Below are 22,397 nucleotides of genomic sequence, written 5' to 3' on the forward strand. Positions count from 1 at the left end.
ACCCTTGTACGCCACATTCTGCCTGCCGCTATCCCCTTCACGTCCTCATTAGGCACCTTTCATAGAGACGTTGCTAACCTGCCCGCCCTAACACAGGAGCCGCACACCGCGGGTCGGGAGGGGCTCGTCGCTGCCCCCGGACCGCAGCCATGGCCGGGAGTTTGTTCGTGCACACCGGAATCTACGGCGTTTTGTCCGCCCTCCCCCCTGCCCGCGCCGCCCAGGTGGCGGGAGAACTCGCAGGGCTGCCCGGCCCCCACCCGGCCCCACTGTCCTGGGCCACCACACAGGACATCCTGCTCAAGCCCTGCGGCGATGTGCTGGTGCGACTTACGCGCGACGAACTCGACGCTCTCGCCGCCCGCTGGGGCGTCCCCGCCGATGGCCCCATCGATCACGCCGGGCTGGTAGCCCGCCTGGTGAGTTACCGAGAAGCGCGCGGCTACCGCGGCTGACCGACTATGCGCCGTCGAGCTCGTTCAGTAGCCGTTCCCGCACCACCCTGCAGAAGACCACCTCTCCGCAGGCTACCCGCTGAATGGCGCTGAGCAGCTCCGGCTGCTCGGTGCCCTTCGCCACATAACCCGTGACTCCAGCGCACAGAGCCTGCCGCACATTCCCAGGATCCGCGTACCCGCTCAGCACCAGTACATGAGTGCGCAGCCCCGGCGCGTGCGGCGCGCGACCGCCATCCTTCTCCCGACCCGCCAGGGCAAGGTCCGCCGCGAAAGCGAGCGGCGGCTCCCCGTCCATCATGAGGTCCAAGAGCACGACATCCGGTGTCGTCTCGGCCACTCCCTTCCTCGCGGCGGCAATGTCGGCTGCCTGGCCCACCAGCTCCAATCCTGTCTGCGCCGCCACCCACCGGGTGAGCGCGGCCCGCTCGCCGTCCTGATCCTCCACCACGAACACTCTGAGCGATGCCTGCTGCGCCATCAGCCGCTCCCCTTCCTTGATGGCCCACCACGCCGGCAAGGGCCGAGGGCTCAGGATTCCCGGGAGGGCAGGCTTAGCCGCCAGTGATGCTCGGGGATGCTGCCGGGCTGCCCGCACGAACCGGGCCGCCTCTCAATCCTATTCGAATACAAGCACCAACAAGAGTCGCAAATCCTCGCTCTGCCTGCCGGTCCCTGATCCAACTCGCGATGCCCTCAGTTGCTCCAGCAGGGAGACGAAGCGCATCCCGCCAACGCCCGCGACCGATCTCTAATGAGCCGTTGCGGCCAACTGCTCGGCCAGAGTTGGTGACTCGGCGTGGTTCCGAAGCACTGGCCCTGCGACTTGACACACTGTTGACCGATCGCCTAAAACGTTTGTGCTGGGAGGGACTTAGATGAACTCGGATGTGCCGGGTGTTTTTCTAATCGATGACAGCCCACTCACCACAGCCTGGGTCTCCAAGATTCTGCGGGCGCGCGACGATGTGCGGTGGCTTGGGTCGGCAGCGTCCTGTGCCGAGGCGGAGTTAGGTCTCGCGGGGCAGAACCCCGACGTGCTGATCCTGGACCTGAAGATCCCGGGTGAGAGCACCACGGGGTTCATCCAGAAGCTGCGTGCAGCGAGCCGGCGGCCATTCATTCTGATGTTGAGCGGCTACGTGACCTCCAACGACGTGCAGCGTGCGTTATCTGCTGGGGCTTGGGGCTACCTCGGAAAGGAGGTCGGGCCTGAGGAACTGGTCGAGGCGATTCACAAGACCGCCAGGGGTGAGGTGGTGTTCTCCGACTCCGCCCGCCGCGCCATCATGGACCTCTAGGAGAGGGCGGCGACGTCGCGGATCGCACGAAGGACCGCGTCAATGGGCTGGTTCTTGGAGACCAGCGCCCATGCCCCCGCCTCGAGTGCCTGATTGATCGTCTCTGGGTCGTCGTAGCCGCTGTAGGCGAGCGTCTTGACGCCCGGAAACGCGTCCGAGAGTTCCCGTACTGCTTCCAGCGGCTCCTTCCCGGGCATGGTGAGATCGACCACCGCCACGTCTGGCTGGGTGCGACGCACCTCGTCCACGAGCTGATCGGCACAATCGATGCAGGCAACCATCTGCAGGTCGCCAGTCCGATCAATGGACAGACGAAGTACCTCCATGAGGTCGGCGTTATCGTCAAGGCAGAGGACGCGGATGGGCACGCCTGAATGTAGACCACCAGGCGAGCGGGCTGCTTTGGGTGCGCAATAAAGGAGATTCATCCGCGGCCAGCTAGCTTCGCCACCGCCCGAACGAGGTCAGGGGCATCGATCGGCTTCGGGACGTGCGAGTGAAAGCCCGCGGACTGCGCGGCCGCGGCGTCCTGAGAGCGGGCAAGCGCGGTAAGGGCGATCGCCGGGAGTGACCTGCCAGACCCGGTTTCCATTGCGCGCACACGGCGGATGAGAGCGTAACCATCCTGCTCGGGCATCCCGATGTCGCTCACGAGCACGCCCGGCGACCCGCTTCGGATGGCCACCAGAGCGTCTTCGGCGCTGCAGGCCATGGTGACTGAAGCCCCCGCTTCGGTGAGGATGCGAGAGATGACTTCGCGTGCGTCGGGGTCGTCATCGACTGCAAGCACTTGAACACCGGCGAGGCTGGGCAGCGGTCCGGTGGGGACCGGGCGCGGCTCGGTCTGCATGCTGACCTTTAGTGGCGAAGGCGGAGGACGCGAGGCGCTGATGGGGAGTTCGAGAGTGAACGTTGAGCCTTGGGCCAAGCCGGGGCTGGTGGCTCGGATGCTGCCGCCGTGGAGCTCGGCCAGGCTCTTCACGACAGAGAGCCCAATGCCAAGCCCCGCATGGCGGCGGGTGGTGGAGGCGTCGGCCTGGCGAAAGCGGTCGAATATCGATGGCAGGAACGCGGGATCGATTCCCTCTCCGCTGTCGGTCACGCTGATCTCGTAGGTGTGCTCATCCGCCCGAAGGCGCACCTGGATCATCCCGGCGCGGGGCGTGAACTTCAGTGCATTGGTGAGCAGGTTCCAGACGATCTGCTGGATACGGGTGGGGTCCCCGATGATGGGCGACACGGGGGGCGTGAGCGTGCGCTCCAGCCGGATGCCCTTTGCGTCCGCGGCGAGCCGAACCGACGCGATCGCGTTCTCGATCACGGCGACGATGTCAACGGTCTGAACATCCAGCCGCATCTTGCCCGAGAGAATACGGCTCATGTCGAGCAGGTCTTCAACCAGCTGCAGCTGTGCACGCCCGTTGCGCTCAATGACCTCAAGACCCTTGGCAACCAGTGTGGCGTCATCAGGCTTGGGCTTGAGGATGCCGATCCACCCGAGAATCGCCGTGAGAGGTGTGCGGAGCTCGTGCGAGAGAGTGGCCACGAACTCGTCCTTGGAGCGGTCGGCCCGCTCGGCGCGTTCACGGGCGGCACGCTCCTGCTCGACGAGCCGCTTGAGCTGCTCTTCGGTGGCGCGGAGGCCGCGTTCGGCGGCGCTAAGACGGAGCATGGCGCCAACTGTGGCGACGAGGACGCCAGGGTCGATTGGCGCGGTGAGGTAGGCGTCGGCGCCACCTTCCAAACCGCGCACGCGGTCTGCAGCGCCGACGAAGGAGGCGGAGTTCTGGATGACGAGGGTTGAGGCGGTCTCGGCACTGCTCTTGATCTGGCGGCAAACCTCGATGCCGTTCATGTCGGGCAGCTTGACATCGAGCAGGACGACATCTGGCTTGCGGTCGCGGACCAGCGCGAGGGCTTCCTCGCCGCGGTTGGCCTCGATGACGTTGAACCCAGCGGAGCGGAGGATGCGCGTCTTGGCGTAACGGCCGGCGTCGTGGTCGTCCACGTTCAGGAGCAGGACGTCGGACTTGGCGGGCTGGGTGCTCACGCTTCACCCCCACCCACGTGCGCGGTGAGCTGCTCGAGCAGCCAGTCTCGGCGGAGGGGCTTCATGCAATACGCGTCGGCCCCCAGCATGCGAGCCTTCGCCTCGTCATCATTGGTCGTGACCACGAACACCGGCACGCCGGACAGCCTGGGGTCCCGCTTGATCTCGGTAAGCAGCCCCCAGGTGTTCTCCTGACCCAGCATCACGTCGAGCAGGATCGCCGCGGGCTTCCACTCCCGGAGTGATCGGCGGGCCTCGCTGACGTTGGGCACCGTCACGGCTTGGAAAGCCGTGCCCCGGAGGTACTTCTCGCACACCATCTGGTCGACGGGAAGGTCCTCGATGACGAGCACCGGCGCCTTCGCGGGGTCGCGGTGGATCACCACGGGGGGCATGTCGGGCTGTGGGCGCACGCCTTCGTACGAGGTTGGGACCGTCACCTGGAACGTGGAGCCCAGGCCCGGCTGGCTCTCGACACTCACGGATCCGCCCAGCAGTTCGGCGAGCTTCCGTGTGAGAGGAAGGCCCAGGCCGGTGCCGCGGTGCTTGCGTTGGAGGGGGCTGTCCACCTGCGTGAACTCCTGGAAGATAGTTTCCAGGTGCTCCGGGGGGATGCCGATGCCGGTGTCCTGGACGTGGAACGAGACGCGTGGCTCGTCGGGGCCGCCGTCGAGCGACGCCCACACCCGGACCTCACCGCGCTCCGTGAACTTCAGGGCGTTAGAGATGAAGTTGCGGAGGATCTGCGAGATCTTGGCTTCGTCAGTGAAGAGCGGCGGGAGGTCGTCGGCTTCCTGGAAAACGAGGTGGACGGAATCAGCGACGAGGAGAGGTCGGAGCATGCCTCGAAGGGCGCCGAACAGCTCTGAAACACGAAAAGTCGTAGGCCGGACCTCGACCTTGCCGGCCTCGACCTTGGCGAGATCGAGCAGGTCATTCACAAGGGCGAGCAGCTCGCGGGCCGAGCTCTCCATCAGTGTGACCTGCTTGGACTGTTCCTCGGTGAGGGGGCCGTCGATTTGGGCGAGCAGGATGCGGGAAATGCCGATGATCGAGTTCAGCGGCGTGCGGAACTCGTGGGACATGTCGGAAAGGAAGCGGGTCTTGAGCTCGTCTGCTCGCCGGAGGTGGTCGGCCTTGTCGTCCAGCTCGGCGTAGAGGGCGACCACGCCGCGGTTGGTGTCCTCAAGCTCGCCATTGAGGCGGCGGAGCTCCTCCTGCCGCTGCTGGAGCTCATCGAGGGCGGCGAGCAACTCCTGGTTCTGCTGCTGGACCTCCTCGAAGGCGCCGCCGGGCCGGTTGCGGGCGAGGTCGTCGGTGATGCGGGCGACCTCGCGCGGGCCGTAGTGCTGAGCCGTTCGGGGCAGGATCTTCTTGAGGGTGACCGTGGTGCCGTCGGTGGTGCTCTGGATGTCGAAGCCGTCCATCATGCGGCGGGTGCCGATGAGGCCCAGGCCCATACCGGTGGTTGACTGGTAGTTGCCCGAGAGGACGTGCTCGAGGTTGCGGATGCCCGGGCCCTTGTCGGATACGCGGATCATGAGCACCTGCGGGGGCGTGTTGCCCTCGAGGGAGAGCTCGACCTTTCCGCCCCGCGCGTAGCGGAAGGCGTTGCGGGCGAGCTCGGAGATGGCCGTGGCGATGCGGGTCTGGTCCTGCGGGTCGAACCCGATAAGGCCCGCGACCTGACGGCCGCGCTGGCGCGCGAGCACGACGTCGCGTTCGTCGCGGACGGCGACTGTGAGCAGGGGCAGGCTCATGCGCCGCTCCTGACGACGACCACCGTTGTGTCGTCGCGGCCGCGGGAGTGGTCGCGGTAGATCGCCGCGGCGATGAGTGCAGGGTGTTTGCGGAGCAGCTGGGGCTGGCTGCTCACGGACCAGCGGGTGGTCACGCCGTCGGAGGCCATGATGAGCACGCCGTCATCGGACCAGGGGTAGTTGAACTCGGTGCGGACCTTGGCTTCGAGGCCCAGGATTCCGCTCTGCGAGACCATGTGCCGCTCGCCGCCATCGCTGGCGAGCACGCCGGCGATGTTGCCGATTCCGCAGTAGGACACGGTGCGGCGGGCATGGTCGACAACGCAGACGGCGCCTGCGCCGCCGCGGGTTGAGCGCAGCGCCCCGTGTAAGACCTGCATCTGCTCTCCGGCGGCGCGGAGGGGGGACTGCTCAAAGGCGTCAATGCCCGCGCGCGCGGCCTCGGAGGCGGCGAGGCCATGGCCGAGGCCGTCGATGACAAGGACGGCCGTGAGGCCGCGTGAGTGGTGCACAGCCCATGCGTCCCCGACGTGCTCCTCGCCCTTGATCGGCAGGTTCACGACGCCGACGCGGGGAGCGGTGATCGGCGAGGTCGCGAGGCGCGCGGGTGCGTTCCAGACCTCGGAGAGGATGATCGTGCCCTCGCCGGGCTTTGAGTAGATGTCGAATACCTGCGACTGCCGCTGCACCGCGCCGAGGCCATTTCCGGGGGTGCCCGCCGTCGAGTAGCCGTCGGAGAGGCTGCGCGGGATGTTCGCGATTCCTGGCCCCTTGTCGATAGAGAGGACCTCAAGGCCAAGGTCGGTCGAGGATGCCCCGCTGAGCGGGCGGAACAGCAGCTGGCCGCCACCCGCGTGCTTGACCAGGTTGGTCGCCAACTCGGTGACGACGATCGCCACATCGCTCACGGCCTCCTCGGTGAGCCCGTGCCGCTGCGCGATGAGGGTGGCGTTGCGTCGCGCCTCGGCGACCTGGCTCTGGTCCTGCACAGGCTGTCCGTAGCTTCGCGGCACGCAGTACCTTACTTCCACTTGAACGCGGTAATGGTGGTTCCTTCGCCGACTTTGGACACAATGTCGAGCTCATTCATCAGGCGCTTGGACCCGCTCAGGCCAAGCCCCAGGCCATTTCCTGTGGTGTAGCCGTCTTTGAGGGCGAGGCTGATGTCGGGGATCCCCGGGCCCTTGTCCGCAAAGATCAGGCGGAGCCCCTTGCGCCCGGCGTTGGTTACAAGGTTGATGGTGACGGTGCCGCCGCCCGCATAGATCACCGCGTTGCGGGCCAGCTCGCTCGCGGCGGTCACGACCTTGGTCTGGTCCACGATGGAGAAGCCGACCTCGATCGCCCACTTGCGGACGGCCTGGCGGATGAGAACGACCTCGTCGGGTGTGCGGACCGAAAGGACCTCACCCTTGCCGACGTCCATGGACACTCCTTTGGACGGTCGAGCCGCGGATCATGTCCATGCCGCGCTCAACGTCCAGGGCGGTGCGGACGCCGGGGAGGGACATCCCCAGCTCCACCAGCGTGATCGCGACCGCGGGGCGCATGCCAACGACGACTGTGTCGGCGTCGAGCACGCGGGCCATGCCGGCGATGTTCGCGAGCATGCGGCCTATGAACGAGTCCACGATCTCCAGCGCGGAGATGTCGATCAGCACGGCCTTAGCCTTGGTTTTACTGATCTTCTCGGTGAGATCGTCCTGTAATGCGAGGGCCATCTGGTCGTGCATGTCCACCTGCACGGTGACGAGCAGGCAGTCGCCCATCTTGAGGATCGGGATGCGGTCCATGGCTCAGGCCCCCGCGCCGGCAGCGCCGGAGGTGTAGCCGATCTTCTGACCGGTGCGCTCAAGGGCGACGCGGAAGGCGTCAGCGAGCGTGGCCTTGGTGGTGACGTTGCCCAGGTCCACGCCCAGGTGCACGATGGTCTGCGCGATCTGCGGGCGGATCCCTGAGATGATGCAGTCCGCGCCCATGAGCCGCGCCGCTGCCACCGCTTTGAGCAGGTGCTGGGCCACTAGCGTGTCCACGGTGGGCACACCCGTGATGTCGAGGATGGCGATCGAGGCGCCCGTCTCGACAATCCGCTGCAGCAGGTTCTCCATAACGACCTGTGTGCGGGCGCTGTCGAGTGTGCCGATCAGCGGCAGGGCGAGCACGCCGTCCCACAGCGTGACCACGGGGGTAGAAAGCTCCATGAGCTCCTGCTGCTGACGGACGATGACCTCCTCGCGGCCTTTCTGGTAGTACTCGGTGGTGAGCAGGCCCAGGCGATCGAGCAGCGTCGTTGCCTGCCACGTCTCGCGGGCGAGAGCGTCCACGTCCTTGCCAAACTCGTGGCGGATCCGCGCGAAGAGCGGCTCCTTGAGCGAGAACACGAACATGGCGGTCTCGCCCGGGCTGAACCCCATCTTGGCCCTTCCACGCGAGAGCGTCGCGAGCTCCTCCCGGACCTCGGCCCAGGCGGGCGAATCGATGTCGGCGAGTTCGCCCGACTGCGCTGCCCGACGCATCAGCCCGATGAAGCGGCCGCTCTGCTCGCGGAGTTCGGTGTCCTTGATGAGGTCCCCGCGGTGGCGCGTGGCCGCGAGCTGGAGACGGACCCACTCCTGGAGCAGGTCGGCCTCATGCCTCTGAAGGACCTCAGGGAGCTTGCTCGATTGAGTGGGCACTTTGGGGACTCCTGCGTAGTTTCGATGCTCCCCCGTTGTGGAGGGCGGCATTCTACCCATGCGGCCCGGCGTTGATGCACAATGCCTACAGCGACGCGGTGCTCGGACCTCCGTGAGGCGACCGCGATGTGCGGGCCGCGAAAGTTCCATGGACCCCTGAGGAGAGCGGTATGCGTTATTGAGCTGAACGGGCCGGGATACCGCGCCCGTTGATCGAGCGTCGCTCGCGTGTTGCATCCGAGAATCCTGAGCTGAATCTGGTCGGTTCGCCTCACCTCTGGCCTCGGCGGGGCCGATGCACTCTCAATGCACCCTGTTGGCGCTCCTATTCTGCGGAGATCGCGCGCGGCCGCCATACTCACCGCGATCTGGCTCGTTGGGCTCATCGGCGGCACCCTCACCCTTGCCGCCTACGAGCAGACGCCGAGTTCGGCCTTTGTTGCCAGTTACGGACCTGATCGGATCTCACAGGTTGCGCAGGCGGCGCTCCACCAAAAACTGAACAAGGACGGCCCGACACTGATCATGTTCGCACACCCGTTCTGCCCATGTACTCGTGCGAGCGTTGCAGAGCTCCACAAGCTCTGCTCGCGCAACCCGGGCGCGGCGGCGCATGTCCTGTTCTTCAGGCCCGAGAAGAGCGAGAAGTTGGAATGGGGTGACTCAGCGCTGCACGAAGCCGCGCGAAAAATACCCGGCGCCACATTGGGCGAGGACCGAGATGGGCGCATCGCTGCATCTTTAGGAGTCTCGACTTCCGGCACGGTGCTGGTCCTCTCATCGGCGGGCCAGGTTCTCTTCGTTGGAGGCATCACAAGTGGTAGGGGGCACCAGGGTGACAACGCTGGAGCGGATGCGGTCGAGGCGGCCCTTCGGTCGCAAGCACCGTTCGTAAATCCAATGCCCGCCTACGGCTGCTCCCTCATCACGCCCGACTCTTGCGCCCGTTGCGACGCGGGCGAGGAGGCGGGAACATGATCGCGCCTGCCGAGCGAATGCAAGCAGCCGACGTCATCGCGTCCCGCACCGACGAGTTGTTCCGGCAGCACCTGCATGCACTTCACGTCCGAACTGACCGATTGTTCGCCTGGCTTCTCGCCACTCAGTGCGCGGCAGGGTTCCTGGGCGCTTTCCTGCTGACTCCAAGGACATGGTCCGGCGCGGATAGCTCCGTGCATCCGCATGTGTGGGGCGTGCTTCTGATGGGGTCGATCATCACGATCGTGCCCATCCTGCTCACTCGGCTTGCGCCCGGGGCGGCGCTTACAAGGCATGTGATCGCGGCATCTCAGGTCAGCTGGTCCGCGCTGTTCATCCACATTACCGGCGGACGCATTGAAACCCACTTCCATGTGTTCGGATCACTCGCGTTCTTGGCGCTTTATCGGGACTTCCGGGTGACGCTGACAGCGACGGCAGTGGTGGCGATCGACCACCTCGTCCGCGGGCTGTGGTTCCCCCAATCGGTGTTCGGAATCGTGGATGCGAGCCAATGGCGCTGGCTTGAGCATGCAGCATGGGTGCTGTTCGAGGACGCGATCCTGATCCCCTCATGCCTGCGAGGGCTCAAGGACATGCGGTCAATGTCAGAGCGGCAGGCTCAGCTTGAAGCCAGCAACGCCGCGACCGAGGAGGTCGTGCGAGAACGGACGCAGGAGCTGAAGAAGGCCTATGAGGATCTGCGTCAGGCTTCGGCCGAGCGCGAGGGGCTCTATGGGCGGCTGGTATCTGCCTCCCGCCGGGCTGGCATGGCAGAGGTTGCGACCGGCGTTCTTCACAATGTTGGGAATGTGCTCAACAGCGTCAATGTTGCCGCGCATCTGATGGCGCAGCGGCTGCGAGAGAGCGAGATCCAGAATCTCGTCCGAGTTTCCGAGATCCTTCAGCAGCATCAGGCGGACCTGGGGCAGTTCCTGGAGAAGGACCAGCGTGGCCGGCATGTCCCAACGTTCATCATTGAGGCAGCTCAGTGCCTGGCGCGGGAACGTGACGAACTGGAGGGCGAACTGCGGTCCATCATGCAGGGGGTCGAGCACGTAAAGCACGTCGTCACGCTTCAGCAGGAGCATGCAAAGAGTCCGAGCATGATCGATGCGGCACGGCCTCGCGAGGTGGTGGACGCTGCGCTCGAGCTGGTGCGTGAATCGATGATCCGGCATGGCATCGAGGTCGTCCGCAGCATCGAGACGGATGCGACTTTCGCTCTGGACAAGCATCAGGTGATTCAGATCCTGGTAAACCTGATCACAAACGCGAGGCAGGCGATGAATACGAGCGCTGTCAAGCGGATCACCATCCATGTGAGCCTCCAGGGCGGCGACGGGAAAGAGGAGGTCCGCTTCAGCGTGCTCGACACCGGCGCCGGGATCGCGCCCGAGCACCTCACCCGCGTGTTCCAGCACGGATTCACGACCAAGGCGGACGGGCATGGGTTTGGTTTGCATAGCGCCGCAACCGCAGCACAGGCTATGGGCGGCTCGCTTTCAGCGAACAGCGAGGGGCCGGGGCGGGGCGCTCAGTTTGTGCTCACCCTCCCGGCAGTTCGCACACATGGAGGTCCAGCGGCGTCTGGGACCAACGTATGCATCGCATCCTGATCATCGACGACAACCAGGCGATCCACGACGACTTCCGGAAAATCCTGACGCCGAAGCTCGCGTCGTCGAGCCTCGCTTCCGCGAGGGCGGCACTCTTTGGAGAACCCACCGCTGGCCCGAGCTCCGAGGTCACCTTCGAGGTTCACTCGGCTCTTCAGGGCGAGCTGGGATTCGAGATGGTTCGCAAGTCCATCGACGAGAAGAGGCCTTACGCGGTGGCATTCGTGGACATGCGGATGCCCCCTGGCTGGGACGGCCTTCACACGGTCGAGAAGCTTTGGGGTGTTGATCCTTTGCTGCAGGTGGTGATCTGCAGCGCCTACTCAGACCATTCCTGGGAGCAGATCCGCCAGCGGCTTGGCCTTACGGACCGGCTGCTGATCCTGAAGAAGCCGTTTGATCCGGCTGAAGTCATGCAGCTCGCATCCGCTCTCTCGGCCAAGTGGCAGTTGAAGCAGCAGGCGTCCGTGAAGTTCGAAGAGCTCGAGCGGCTGGTGGCCCAGCGGACAGAGGCCCTCGCTGTCGAGGCTGCACGCGATCGGCTCACCGGGCTGCCGAACCGGTCCCAACTCCGTGAGTTCCTCACGCTCGTGATTGATCGTTTCCGCGATGAAGCGCTGCCCTACGCGGTGCTGTTCCTGGACTTTGATCGTTTCAAGGTAGTCAACGACAGTCTGGGGCATGAGGCGGGGGACCAACTGCTGGTGGAGATCGCAAGACGGCTCTCAGCGACATTGAAGGACCTGCCGCATCACCATTCCCTGGCCGCGAGACTCGGAGGTGACGAGTTCGTCGTTGCTGTGCAGGGGCCCCAGGCCGCCGAGCTGGCGGGCTCCGTCGGGGATCTCCTGCTCGTCAGGCTGGGCGAGCCGTACATGGCACGCGGCTACAACATCACGACCACGGCCAGTATCGGCATTGCGACGAGCGCGTGCAGGTACGAGACGGCGGATGAGCTACTCCGCGACGCCGATATTGCGATGTACCACGCCAAAGCGGCCGGCAAGGCGCGGTGCGTGACATTCGATCAGAAGATGCACCAGCAGCTAAAGGATCGTCTGGCGCTGGAGAGCGATCTGCGGGGGGTCACCGAGCGGGGCGAGCTGGCGTTGTACTACCAGCCCATCGTGGAGGTTGAGTCCGGGCGGCTCGAAGGCTTCGAGGCACTTGTACGCTGGACGCACCCGGTGCGCGGCTTGGTGAGTCCAGCGGAGTTCATCCCGGTGGCGGAGGAGTGTGGCGAAATCCATCGGATCGGGTTGTGGGTTCTCAACAATGCCTGCCGGCAGCTGTCGCAGTGGCGGGCCCGCTTCCCGCGGCACGAGAATCTCTGCGTGAGCGTCAACGTGTCGGCCAAGCAGCTCAGCTCGCGGAACATCGTATCCGATGTGGCTCAGGCGCTCGCGTCTGCACAGCTGCCACCCCATGCGCTCGCGATCGAGATCACAGAGAGCGCCGTGATCGAGGACCCCGAGTTCGCCATCGCTGTGCTTCGATCGCTGTCAAACATGGGCGTCAATATCCACCTCGATGACTTCGGCACCGGGTACACGTCATTTAGTTATCTGCACAAGCTGCCGCTCAACCGGTTGAAGCTGGACCGGGCGTTCATGAGGAGCGTCAGCGAGCGTCGGGATTACGCGGCCGTGGTTCAGGCGATCGTGTCTCTCGCGCACAACCTCGATATTGAGGTGGTTGCCGAGGGTGTGGAGACGATGGAACAGGTTGCGATGCTGCTGGCGATCGACTGCACCTACGCCCAAGGTTACCTGTTCGGGAGACCCGTGCCATCGCAAGAGGCGGCCACATTAATCAGTGCGGAAAGCCATCGGGTAGTCCGACCTGAGTCTCTTGGATAGCACCCGTCGGGCGGCGTCTAACCGATGGGATGTCGTCCACCATGGCGAACAGCATGTAGTACCCCGCCGGGACGAGGTTGGGCTCGTGTGGGGTGTCGATTTCAGCCGTGGTTCCGTTCTGGGTTACCGGGAGGACCACCCGCCGCTGAGTGCCTGTATCGACCCAGTGGGTGTGGGCGCCGGTGCTAACGAGCGCGGCGCTGGTGAGGGTGGTTGCGGGCGCGATGTTTATGGTGACCCCGCGCCCACGCTCCAGGCGCGTCGCCGAGATCGAGGTGATCTGAGGCCGGACCCTTCGGAAGAGGTAGGGCGGCACGAAGCCCTCGATGTCGGCGCCGGTTGGCCCCACTTGGAACTTGATCCGGGTCCCTCCCGTGGTGATCACCAGCCCGTCGGGGATCAGCAGCGTGACGGCGTGACACTCACGGAACCAGTTCATGTCGGCCACCCGCCGCCAGCTGACGCCAGCTCCGACCTCGTACAGGTCGCTCCACTTCACCACGCCCAGGGTGTGGGGCACGCCGGGGTTCGAGCTGCCGGTGTCGCCAGCCGCCACCAGCGTTCCCGTCGGGCAGCTGCACGACCTCCGCCTGGAAGCGGCGCAAGGCGGGGCTGGTCCCGGCAGACCATTGCTCGGTGGCCGGGTTGTAGATCTCGGACATGGCGGTGTAACCGTTCGTCCCGGCCCGGATTCCCAACGCCACCACGCGCCCGTCGGCAAGGACCACAATGGAGTGGTCGCTGTGATCGGGGAACCCGCGGCTGGGCTGTGTGAAGTTGCCAGTAGCCCTGAACACGCCCGTGGTCGGGTTATAGAGCTGCGGGGGAGCACCTCGCCCGTTTGCAGCAGCGCCGTGGGGGTGAACTCGCTGGCATTCAGCGTTCCCGGTGAATGACCATTCCAATGTCCCACCGGCCGGGGTGGGTCTCGGCCCGAGGGTGAAGTCGCGGGTGACCATTCCGCCCCCCACGGCCACATCCACCTGCTGGTACTCACGCCCGCGCAGGGCGGCACCCAGGCGATAGGTTCCCGCCGGCAGGTCCGCGACCATAAACGTACCGTCGCCACCGGTCCGGACCTCACAGAAGGTGCTGAGGCCATCATCGAAGGCCGTGACGCGGACGCCCGCCAGAGGCATCAGCCCGTTGCGGACAGTCCCCTGGACCGTGCCGCCATGGCCTGACCTGCCAGGCAGACAAGCAGGAGCACCGCAGCGGAACCCGTGCAGTTCATCATGCACCTCCTGCCCCACTGTACCGACCCTGTCTAGCTCCCAGTGCCTTCCACGCCACCTCGATGATCACCTTGGTCGCATTCCGGCACAAAGCAGAGGGATTCCGTGGAGGCGATCAGCCCTCCATACATGAGCATCTTCGCTGATCACCTTGGAACAGCGCCTCACTCCTTCAGGAGGAGCGATCTCAGCAGCCGAACGGCATGGTCATCCTCCCCGAAGCTGGCAGCGACCGACGCCTGCACGTTGATGACCCACGCGGAGGCGAGTTCCTCAGCATCGTTTTCGGTCTCCTCCGGCGTCGGTCCCATCTCGCGGAAGTCCATACCATCCTCCGCCGGGCGCGAGCCCTCCTGACACCGAGGTCCGACCGCCATCGCGAGCACCTTCTCTATGCCCGCGAGGTTCTCGGCCAGGCACTCTTCGGACTTGGCGTAGAGGAGCCTGTTCCCGTCGAAGTACGCCTCGGAGATCCGCCGCACCGCCGCCTGGAGGCAGAGCAGCCGCCGTCTGTGCTCGACGGCGCTCGTGAGCCAGAGCTCGAGCTGGTCCTCGGGAGTCTGTTCCTCCCGATTCAAAATGAGTGCCAGGTGCGCGGAGAGCAGAGCCGTCATGAGGGCGAGTTCCCGCTCCTCCTCCGCGATCTGCACTGAGACCTCGTTGCCGAGCTGCCCGAGGAACTTCCCCTCCCGCTGCGCCTCACGGATAAGGTGGGTGCGGAGGAGGCGATCGGCGCCGGGGTTCGTCGCCTTAACCGACTCCGCGATCCGGTCCATGAGCGTGGTGCGGGGGATTCCGGTCTGTGCCATGGCCTGCCCGCTCTCGAGGAATGACCGGTACTTGCTCCGGGATTCCACCACGTCCATGATCACGAGCTGCCTGGGGCTAAGGTGGCGTTCGACCTTCGAAAGCCTGTTGTCCACGCTCACTGCTGACCTCCCTTCCTGGGTGGCAGGAGCGGAACCCTTGACCCGCCCCCGACCGGCTCCTGCCGGCCTGTTGCTGATTCCAACGACCTGATCCGTTCCTCCAGTTCACTGACCTCCATCGAGCGGAGGAGCACGCCCGCGAGGTATCCGATAGTGCTGGCGATCTTGGGATCCAGTGCCCCTTTCCGAACGCGATTGATGGTGTCCGCAAGCAGCGGCGGGACGTCCCGGGGTCCGGCCAGGCGCAGATCCTGCACCTCAGGAGGCACAACCGTCCGCGGGGTGGCCCGCTGCCGCCCACCCTCGGCCTTCGCCTCGCGCTGGGCGCTCGCGGCGGCCGGGTCATGGAAGAGGCAGTAGGCCGATCCTGAGCGTGCCTGGCCGCCGCACGGGGACCCATCGCTCTTCACTGCTGCACAGGCTCGCCGGGCACTCATCGGCGACCTCCAGCCCTGCTAGCAGGAGGGTGGGAGGGGGGCTGCACACACCCCGTGCCGGTGACAATCCGGGTGATCGCAGTCCGGAGAACTTCGGGGAGCGACGGCCAAGCCTCCACCACCGCCGCGAGCCGGGGATCCTGAGCAGGGCGAACCCCCCCTTCCCGACACTGCGGGCTCTGGTGCGGGCAGTTGGCACTGGATGCTGTGATTCCAGTGTTTCCCCGCTGACTCTTAATCAGCGGGTCGAAGGTTCGAGTCCTTCGGGGGGCACTTCTTCATCGCTCAATCTGGCTGTTCCCACGCCACCGAGATGCCTTCATCTCGGTGTCTTCGTTTTTGGTCCATCACGCGACCATCTCTCGACCCATTCACCAAGGTCCCGTGGCCCCCAGCGGTTCTTAGCAGTTCCCCCCTCCAAGCACGCGGAAGAAAGACTCGATGTCCTGATCGGTGCCGATGTCGCCGTCCCCATTGAAGTCCGCCCCACCGCTGAAGCACGACTGGCAGCAGTGGCCCCCCAGGCACGCAAAAAAGGCCTCAATGTCCTGGTCGGTCCCGAAGTCCCCATCCCCGTTGAAGTCGCTTGTTCCGCAGCAGGGCCCGCCGAAGCTGTAACGCGCGAAATAGGCCGAAACACTGCCTCCCGCGGCAGTGAAGTAACCCCCTGCCACCAGGTCGCCGCTTGGAAGTACCGCGAGCGCCCGCACGGTGCCATCAGTCCCGCCCAGCGCGGACCATGCGGTCCCGTTCCATCGTGCGATGTACCTGGCCTCTACGCCCCCGGCGCTGGTGAAGTACCCACCCACCACAAGGTCGCCGCTCGGAAGCACCGCGATCGCATACACGCTCGGCGCATAGATGCCCTCGATGCTCATCCCCGTGCCCAGCGGAGACCACGAACTGCCATCCCAGCGCGCGATGGAGTTAGCCGCGACGCCCCCGGCGGTGGTGAAGTGCCCACCCACGATCAACTCGCCGCTCGACAACACCGCCAGCGCGTTCACTGTTGCATTGGTCCCACCTACCCCGGTGCCCAGCGGGGACCACGAGTTGCCGTTCCACCGCGCGATGCCGTTAGCCGCGACGCCCCCAGCGGTCGTGAACTGCCCTCCCGCGATGATGTCGCCGCCCGGCAACACCGCAACGGCGCGCACAGGGCGGTTCACCCCCGCGCCGAGTGATGACCACGAGCTCCCATTCCACCGCGCAATGTAGTTGACCGCGGCGCCCCCGGCAGTCGTGAAGTCCCCGCCCGCAACAAGGCCGCCCCCGGGGTGCACCGCCAGCGCGGACACGCTGAGGTTCAAGCCCGCGCCGAAGGACGACCACTCAGTGCCGTTCCACCGCGCGATATAGGGAGCCCCCACCCCACCGGCTGTGAAGAAGTGCCCTCCCACTGCGAGATCACCCCCCGGGAGGACCGCAAGCGCGTACACATCATTGGCCAGTCCAGACCCCAGCCCCATCCACGAGGACCCGTTCCACCGCGCGATGCGGTCGGTCCCCACGCCCCCAGCACCTGTAAACTGCCCTCCAGCAACAACGTCGCCGTCCGGCATCAATGCAATCGCCGAAATGTGCGCGTTCAACCCCGGTGGCCCCACAGGCGACCAGGCTGTCTCGTCCCACCGCGCAATGTTGCTGATCGGCGCGCCGTTGGCACTGGTGAAACTGAAGTCCCCGACCACCATCAAGTCGCCCCCGGGAGGAACCGCGATCGCGTTCACTTCCACGTACGAACGCACGTTGCCGCTGCCTGATGGATGCAATCCAGTGCTCAGAGGTGACCACGCGGCCCCATTCCAACGTGCAATGCAGCGAGCAGACACGCCACCCACGTTGAAGAAGACGCCGCCCGCGATGACGTCCCCGTTCGGCAGTGCCGCGAGGGCGGTCACCCCCCCATCCATTTCCCCGCCCATCGCCGACCAGGAGGTGCCGTTCCAGCGCGCGATGTACCGCGCCGGCACGCCCCCCGCACTCGTGAAGTTCCCAGCTGCCACCACACCACCGCCCGGAAGCGCGGCCAGTGCATACACGGACGGGTTCGACCCGCCCACTCCCGTGCTCAATGGGCTCCACGCGTTGCCGTCCCACCGGGCGATGCGGTTGCACGACACACCTCCTGCGTTCGTGAAATCACCACCCGCCACCACCTCGCCGTTCGCCAGGACACAGACCTCGCGCACCGCCGCGTTCATACCGGTTCCGAAGGTGGACCAACCGGCCCCATCCCACCGTGCGATGCGGTTACAGGTAACGTCACCCGCCGAAATGAACGGGCCTGCCGCTACTACATCACCGCTCGGCAACACGGCGAGCGACCACACATTGTCCGACACCCCAGTGCCCATCGCAGACCATGCGGCGCCATCCCAGCGGGCGATGCGGTTACAACTCACACCGCCCGCACTGGTAAACACTCCGGCGGCCACCAGTTCGCCGCTCGGCAGGGCCGCGAGCGCGTACACGATGTCGTTGACCCCCGTCCCGAGCGCCGACCACTGCGCCGTCGCCGGGTCATACGCCGCGATGTTGCTGACCTGCACGTTGCCGGCCAGCGTGAAGAGGCCTCCAACCGCGAGCACGGGCGTGCGAGGCCCGGGGCCGTCAGGATCCCACATCACCGCCGCCTTGACCGCACCCGAGACGCCAGGCACACCCTCTCCCGAGAGCCAACCCGGCGCAGGGCACTGTCCTGCGACGGGCGTGCCCCTGAGCGCTAGAACAATCAAGGCCCCGACGACAGCTCTGAACATCCTCATCAGGGCTCCTCTGCAAGGTGGCGCACAGCACCGCAACCACGGTTCTACCGGCAACATCCCATCAGGCTGCAATCAAAACACGCGTGCTCATTGCTCGTGGGCTGCTCAGCCGTCATTACGAGGGCGATGGTTCGCAAGGCCCCCATGACTCCCATGAGTCCGAACCGCCCCACCCCACGTCAGCCCACAAATCACAGCCCCAACCCCCACCCGCGCGCAACTCCCCTCCACCTTTGCGCGTCAAACCGCGCAAACACCCCCCACCACAACCCCCTTTCCTCCCACGACTTCCGCGCGCAAATCCACGTTTGTGCGCACAACCCAGCCCGCCCCAACCCAAATCTTCCAACTTCTACAAATTCTTTTCTCTCGGCAATCACAGCCCCGATCCCACCTCACCCCCGTGCGCAAGTCTTCAACGCGCGCACAAACGTGACCCACGGCCCCTGGGGTAGAGGCCCACCATGCTCCCACACCCCGCCGCGACCACCACCGAAACTCAATCCGGTCCCCTCCCCTGTGAGGGGAGGGCGAGGGAGGGGTTGGCCGAACCACCTTCGGAAGCTCAGCCAACTCGCGTGAACACCCCGCTCCCACACGCGCCCAACGCCTCCAATCCCCACCCGTCCCCCACCGACTCCGCTGTCCGGTCTCCGGCTTCCGGTTTCCCGCCCCTCACCCCACGCGACAACGAAATCATCGAGGCCTGGTTCGACCACGATTCGCGCCTCCCGCACCTCGCCCACAACCTCAAAACCTCCGTCGTAGCGCTCGCACGCTGGGCCGCGCAGCCTCACATCAAGGCCTTTCTGGACCAGATCACCACCATCGCCAACCAGCGCACGCGGACCCTCCACGCCGAGTCCGTCCACGCCGCCCTCGCCCGCCTCACCCACATCGCCCAGAACAGCGAGCACGAAGAAACAGCCCGACGCGCAGCCACAACGATCATCCGCGCCACCACCTCGCCGCGCCCACTCGCCGGCGCGGTGCCGACGAGTTCGCCCGATACACCCGCCCAAACGGCAGCAACCTCCAGAACGACGCACCCACGCGACACCACCGATGGTGTCACGCGAGATGACCACGACCGCACAACCTCCGATCAACGCCGGCCGCTTCAGGACGTGGCGTCTCACTCCCATGCCGACCGCCAAGAACACGTGGAATCCCGAGTGTACAACTCGGCTTCGCCCGCTACCCTTGACCAGCCGGGCTCGCTGATTCCCCCCATCAGCGCGGCCTGTGCGCGGGCCCGGCCCTTGTGGCCGGGCCCTGCTTTTTTTCAGCATCAGCAAACGGGTGCACTACCGAGCTGCCGTGGCCTGCTGCTCAAGCAGGGTCGCGCGGTACGCGACGAGCTCGGACGCGGCGTCGGATCGCTCGGTGCTTGCCGGGAAGCGGCGTGTCAGTTCGGCCTGCAGTGCATCCAACGCAGCCACAGTCTGCTTCACAGCGTCGGGCTCCTCAAGTGCACGCAGGGCTGCAAGCCTGCGACCGCAGAGGAGGCTGGCCTGGAGGACCGCGTCACTGGGGATGCCGTTGCCCCCGGCCATGCGCCGGGCGGTGTACGTGAGGACTTTGTCGATCTGCGCGACCGCGTCGGCGAACCTGCCCCCCTCGAACGAGTGGCTGCTGAGGTGGTTGTAGAACTCGATCAGGTCGGGGTCTTCGTAGCGGGTCTGGCCGGTGTTTGCCGCCAGAGTGCGCTCGATTTCCAGAGCGCGTTTTACATAGGGCTCCAGGTCGATGGACTCGGTGTGGGGCCCGCGGGCGGCAAGCAGCCTCGAGAGGATCCGCAGGTAGACGCTGTGGTGAACCGTCGAGGCTGGATCGAGCTCGATCAGGCGTGCGGCCGCCTTCTCCCCGCTGACCAGGGCGGTCACGCTCTCAGCGCTCCCCATCCCCGCGGCGCGCGCGCGGTCGATGCAGGCGCGGACGTGGGCGTCAAGGGAGCGCCAGTCGTCTGGCGCGATCGCCATCATGCGGTCGGCGGTGCTGCGGGCGGCCTCGTAGGAGGCCGCGGTCTGAGGCAAGTTCTTGTCGGAGTGCGCCGCGACCCGCACCTGGCTCCAGAACAGGTTGCTGAGGAGGCGCAGGTCGTCGGGCGCGCGGGCGGCGAGGGCCTCATCAATGGCGAGAGCGCGCCGGTATTCGGAGACCGCTCGGTGAGGTCTGCGGGAACGGTCGAGCGCATCGCCGTGCTTGACGATCGCGATGGAGTACTCGTGCCCGATCGCCGGGTCATGCTCGCTGAGGTCGTAGAGCGTCTCCCAGGCGCTGACCCCCTCCGCGATTGCAATCAGGGCCAGGTCGTTGCGGGCACGGTCGCGGTAGATGTCGGACTGCGCGGTGCGCAGCCCGGCGTAGACCTTCACGACCCGCGGATCGCGAGAGGTCTGCGGCTTCATCGCGATGACATCAGCCTCAATGGCTGCGAGGAGACGTTCGCGCTCCTCCAGCGTGCCAATGCGGGGCCCGAGCGGTGAGAGCAGGCGCGTCACCACCGCGTCCAACGCGTGCAGGGCGGCGTCGCGATTGCGGACCTCACGCCGCAGCGAAACCGCTGCATTGACGATCGAGGCGCTGACCAGCACCAGCCCGATGCCCATCGCCCAGACGACGCCCCGCTTGCGGGCATAGAGCTTGCGCGCCCGGTAGAGCGTGCCGGCACGCACCGCGGTTACGGGCAACTGCTCGACCAGGCGGCGAAGGTCCTCGGCGAGCGCGCCAGGCCCGCTGTAGCGCTGCGCTGGATTGCGTTCAACCGCCTTCGCGAGCACCGCGTGGAGCTCTCGCCCGAACGAAGCACCCTTCGTGTGCGGGAGCCTCAAGGGCGCGCTCTGAAGCTGGTTGACCGCGTCAGCAAGGCTCGCGCCCGCCGCCAGGTACGGGTGATCACCCAAAAGCAGCTCGAACGCCAGGACGCCCAGCGCGTAAGTGTCCGACCGCTCGTCGACGTCTTCGGCGCGACCCACCAGCTGCTCGGGGCTGATATAGCGGAGTGTGCCGATGATGCTGCCCGGGAGCGTCAGACGCTGGTCACCCCGAAGCTCGGCGGCGGCGTCGCAGGCAAGGCCGAAGTCCACGATCTTCGGCACGCCCGCGCCCGTGACGAGGATGTTCTTGGGCGCAAGGTCCCGGTGGAGCACGCCGCGCTGGTGGATGTGGGCCACGCCGTCGCACACCTGACGGAGGAGCGCGATGCGGGCAGAGGGCGAGAGCGCATGCTTGGCGACGAACGCGTCGAGCGCGACGCCGTCCACGTACTCCATCACGATGTAAGGCCGGCCGGACTCGTAGGCGAGCTCCAGCACGGCGGTGACGTTCGGGTGATTGAGGCGTGCGAGGGCCGCGGCCTCAAACTCGAAGCGGCGGCGTGCGGCATCGTCCGCGCCCGGCGGGAGGAGCTTGATCGCGACATCGCGCTCGGGGTTGGACTGGCGGGCGAGGAAGACCGAGCCGAAACTGCCGCGGGCGATAGGGCGGAGGATGCGGTACCGGCCGATTGTGGCGGGCGTCGGGCCGTCGATGAGCGGCTCGACGAGGCCTCCGGCCACGCGCTGGATGGGCTGGCCCAGAAAGATGTCGGTCGGGCTGTCGTGTGCGAGGAGGTCGCGGACCTGATCGCGGTCGACGTCGGTGAGCGTGTGATCAGCGCGGAGCAGCCGCTCGCGATCATGCGGCCCGCACGCGCGGAGGCGGTCGAAAGCGTCGGCGACTCGGGACTCGGCCGGGGTCACGGGGCGGGGCTCCCGGTGAGGTCGCGGGCGAGGTAGGCCTTGGCGCGGTTCCAGACGGTGCGCGTGTGGGCAGGGCTCTCGCCAAGGGCCGCGGCAGCGGCGTCGAGGTCCATGCCGCCCCAGAGCCGCATTTCGGCGACGCGGGCGGCGACAGGGTCGCGGGCGGCGAGGGCCTCCAGTGCATCGTTGAGCTCGAGCGCGTCGACCTGGCGAGTCTGCACGGCCTGCGGCGCCGCGAGGTGCAAGGCGACACGGGGCAGGTTGCCGCCGCGTTTCTCGGCGGTCTCGTGGCGGGCGATGTCGACGACGATGCGGCGCATGATGGTGGCGAGGACGGCGGTGACCCGGGCGGAGTCGTTGAAGTTGACGGTTTTCTGGTCAATGAGGCGGATGACGGCCCGCTGGACGAGGGAGCTGGCCTGGACCCACTGGCGGGCGCGGTCGCCCTCGAGGAGCTGCTGGGCGACTTCGCGGGCGCGCCCGTAAACCAGGGGCAGGACTCGGTCGATGGCGCCGGGGCTGGTGCGGAGGAGGGAGAGGCACTCCTCAAGTTCTTGCTGCGTGGGGGGTTGCTGCATACCCGTGGCC

The 22,397-nt window shown here is 66.3% G+C and carries 18 protein-coding genes and 1 tRNA gene; 6 read left to right on the forward strand and 13 right to left on the reverse strand.

What is annotated here, in order from left to right:
• Positions 1–167: 167 nt before the first annotated feature.
• On the forward strand, positions 168–455 hold the full coding sequence (locus VD997_01945; protein HYE60732.1) for a hypothetical protein: 288 nt from the start codon (positions 168–170) through the stop codon (positions 453–455).
• 4 nt (positions 456–459) lie between these two features.
• Here VD997_01945 and VD997_01950 read toward each other — a convergent pair whose 3' ends face one another.
• Positions 460–936 carry a response regulator transcription factor gene (locus VD997_01950; GenBank protein ID HYE60733.1) on the reverse strand — a complete coding sequence of 159 codons (477 nt, stop codon included), beginning with the start codon at positions 934–936 and terminating at the stop codon, positions 460–462.
• A 397-nt stretch (positions 937–1,333) separates the two neighbouring features.
• On the opposite strand from VD997_01950, the gene VD997_01955 reads away from it, so the two are divergent.
• Positions 1,334–1,756: a response regulator transcription factor gene (locus VD997_01955; GenBank protein HYE60734.1), complete on the forward strand. Its 423-nt coding sequence runs from the start codon at positions 1,334–1,336 to the stop codon at positions 1,754–1,756.
• On the opposite strand, the gene VD997_01960 is transcribed toward VD997_01955, so the two are convergent.
• The 7 genes from VD997_01960 to VD997_01990 are packed head-to-tail and all read right to left on the reverse strand — an operon-like array spanning position 1,753 to position 8,241.
• Positions 1,753–2,124: a response regulator transcription factor gene (locus VD997_01960; GenBank protein ID HYE60735.1), complete on the reverse strand. Its 372-nt coding sequence runs from the start codon at positions 2,122–2,124 to the stop codon at positions 1,753–1,755. The genes VD997_01955 and VD997_01960 overlap by 4 nt on opposite strands.
• A 56-nt stretch (positions 2,125–2,180) precedes the next feature.
• A complete protein-coding gene (locus VD997_01965) occupies positions 2,181–3,806 on the reverse strand; it encodes a response regulator (protein HYE60736.1) in 1,626 nt (541 codons plus the stop codon).
• Positions 3,803–5,566 (reverse strand): ATP-binding protein, encoded by a 1,764-nt coding sequence (locus VD997_01970; GenBank protein ID HYE60737.1) that lies wholly within the window; start codon positions 5,564–5,566, stop codon positions 3,803–3,805. The genes VD997_01965 and VD997_01970 overlap by 4 nt, the downstream gene beginning before the upstream one ends.
• The gene (locus tag VD997_01975) at positions 5,563–6,579 is read right to left on the reverse strand and encodes an ATP-binding SpoIIE family protein phosphatase (protein ID HYE60738.1); all 1,017 of its coding nucleotides are present in this window, start codon (positions 6,577–6,579) and stop codon (positions 5,563–5,565) included. The genes VD997_01970 and VD997_01975 overlap by 4 nt, the downstream gene beginning before the upstream one ends.
• 8 nt (positions 6,580–6,587) lie before the next feature.
• Positions 6,588–6,992 (reverse strand): anti-sigma regulatory factor, encoded by a 405-nt coding sequence (locus VD997_01980; GenBank protein HYE60739.1) that lies wholly within the window; start codon positions 6,990–6,992, stop codon positions 6,588–6,590.
• Positions 6,973–7,359, reverse strand: coding sequence for an STAS domain-containing protein (locus VD997_01985; GenBank protein HYE60740.1), 387 nt, complete (start codon positions 7,357–7,359; stop codon positions 6,973–6,975). The genes VD997_01980 and VD997_01985 overlap by 20 nt, the downstream gene beginning before the upstream one ends.
• A 3-nt stretch (positions 7,360–7,362) precedes the next feature.
• Complete coding sequence (locus tag VD997_01990; protein HYE60741.1) at positions 7,363–8,241, reverse strand: STAS domain-containing protein; 879 nt, start codon at positions 8,239–8,241, stop codon at positions 7,363–7,365.
• Between the two features lie 306 nt (positions 8,242–8,547).
• Between VD997_01990 and VD997_01995 the strand changes: the two genes are divergently transcribed.
• Genes VD997_01995 through VD997_02005 form a run of 3 tightly spaced genes read left to right on the forward strand, consistent with a single transcriptional unit; the run spans position 8,548 to position 12,697 of the window.
• Positions 8,548–9,219 carry a hypothetical protein gene (locus VD997_01995; GenBank protein HYE60742.1) on the forward strand — a complete coding sequence of 224 codons (672 nt, stop codon included), beginning with the start codon at positions 8,548–8,550 and terminating at the stop codon, positions 9,217–9,219.
• Positions 9,216–10,838: an ATP-binding protein gene (locus VD997_02000; GenBank protein ID HYE60743.1), complete on the forward strand. Its 1,623-nt coding sequence runs from the start codon at positions 9,216–9,218 to the stop codon at positions 10,836–10,838. The genes VD997_01995 and VD997_02000 overlap by 4 nt, the downstream gene beginning before the upstream one ends.
• Positions 10,823–12,697 carry an EAL domain-containing protein gene (locus VD997_02005; protein HYE60744.1) on the forward strand — a complete coding sequence of 625 codons (1,875 nt, stop codon included), beginning with the start codon at positions 10,823–10,825 and terminating at the stop codon, positions 12,695–12,697. Before VD997_02000 ends, VD997_02005 begins: the two co-directional genes overlap by 16 nt.
• Here VD997_02005 and VD997_02010 read toward each other — a convergent pair.
• Together VD997_02010 and VD997_02015 are read right to left on the reverse strand one after the other, a co-directional pair.
• A complete protein-coding gene (locus tag VD997_02010; GenBank protein ID HYE60745.1) occupies positions 12,651–13,253 on the reverse strand; it encodes a galactose oxidase early set domain-containing protein in 603 nt (200 codons plus the stop codon). The genes VD997_02005 and VD997_02010 overlap by 47 nt on opposite strands.
• A gap of 843 nt (positions 13,254–14,096) precedes the next feature.
• Positions 14,097–14,861, reverse strand: a complete 765-nt coding sequence (locus tag VD997_02015; protein ID HYE60746.1) for a hypothetical protein — start codon at positions 14,859–14,861, stop codon at positions 14,097–14,099.
• Positions 14,862–15,477: 616 nt separating this feature from the next.
• Between VD997_02015 and VD997_02020 the strand changes: the two genes are divergently transcribed.
• Positions 15,478–15,568: transfer RNA gene (locus VD997_02020), tRNA-Lys, on the forward strand.
• Between the two features lie 131 nt (positions 15,569–15,699).
• On the opposite strand, the gene VD997_02025 is transcribed toward VD997_02020, so the two are convergent.
• The 3 genes from VD997_02025 to VD997_02035 all read right to left on the reverse strand — a co-directional run bounded on the left by VD997_02025 (position 15,700) and on the right by VD997_02035 (position 22,387).
• Positions 15,700–17,961 (reverse strand): hypothetical protein, encoded by a 2,262-nt coding sequence (locus VD997_02025; GenBank protein ID HYE60747.1) that lies wholly within the window; start codon positions 17,959–17,961, stop codon positions 15,700–15,702.
• A 1,412-nt stretch (positions 17,962–19,373) separates the two neighbouring features.
• On the reverse strand, positions 19,374–21,809 hold the full coding sequence (locus VD997_02030) for a serine/threonine-protein kinase (protein HYE60748.1): 2,436 nt from the start codon (positions 21,807–21,809) through the stop codon (positions 19,374–19,376).
• Positions 21,806–22,387 carry an ECF-type sigma factor gene (locus VD997_02035; GenBank protein ID HYE60749.1) on the reverse strand — a complete coding sequence of 194 codons (582 nt, stop codon included), beginning with the start codon at positions 22,385–22,387 and terminating at the stop codon, positions 21,806–21,808. The genes VD997_02030 and VD997_02035 overlap by 4 nt, the downstream gene beginning before the upstream one ends.
• Positions 22,388–22,397: the final 10 nt, after the last annotated feature.

This window comes from Phycisphaerales bacterium, from assembly GCA_035627955.1.
Taxonomy (GTDB): domain Bacteria; phylum Planctomycetota; class Phycisphaerae; order Phycisphaerales; family UBA1924; genus JAEYTB01.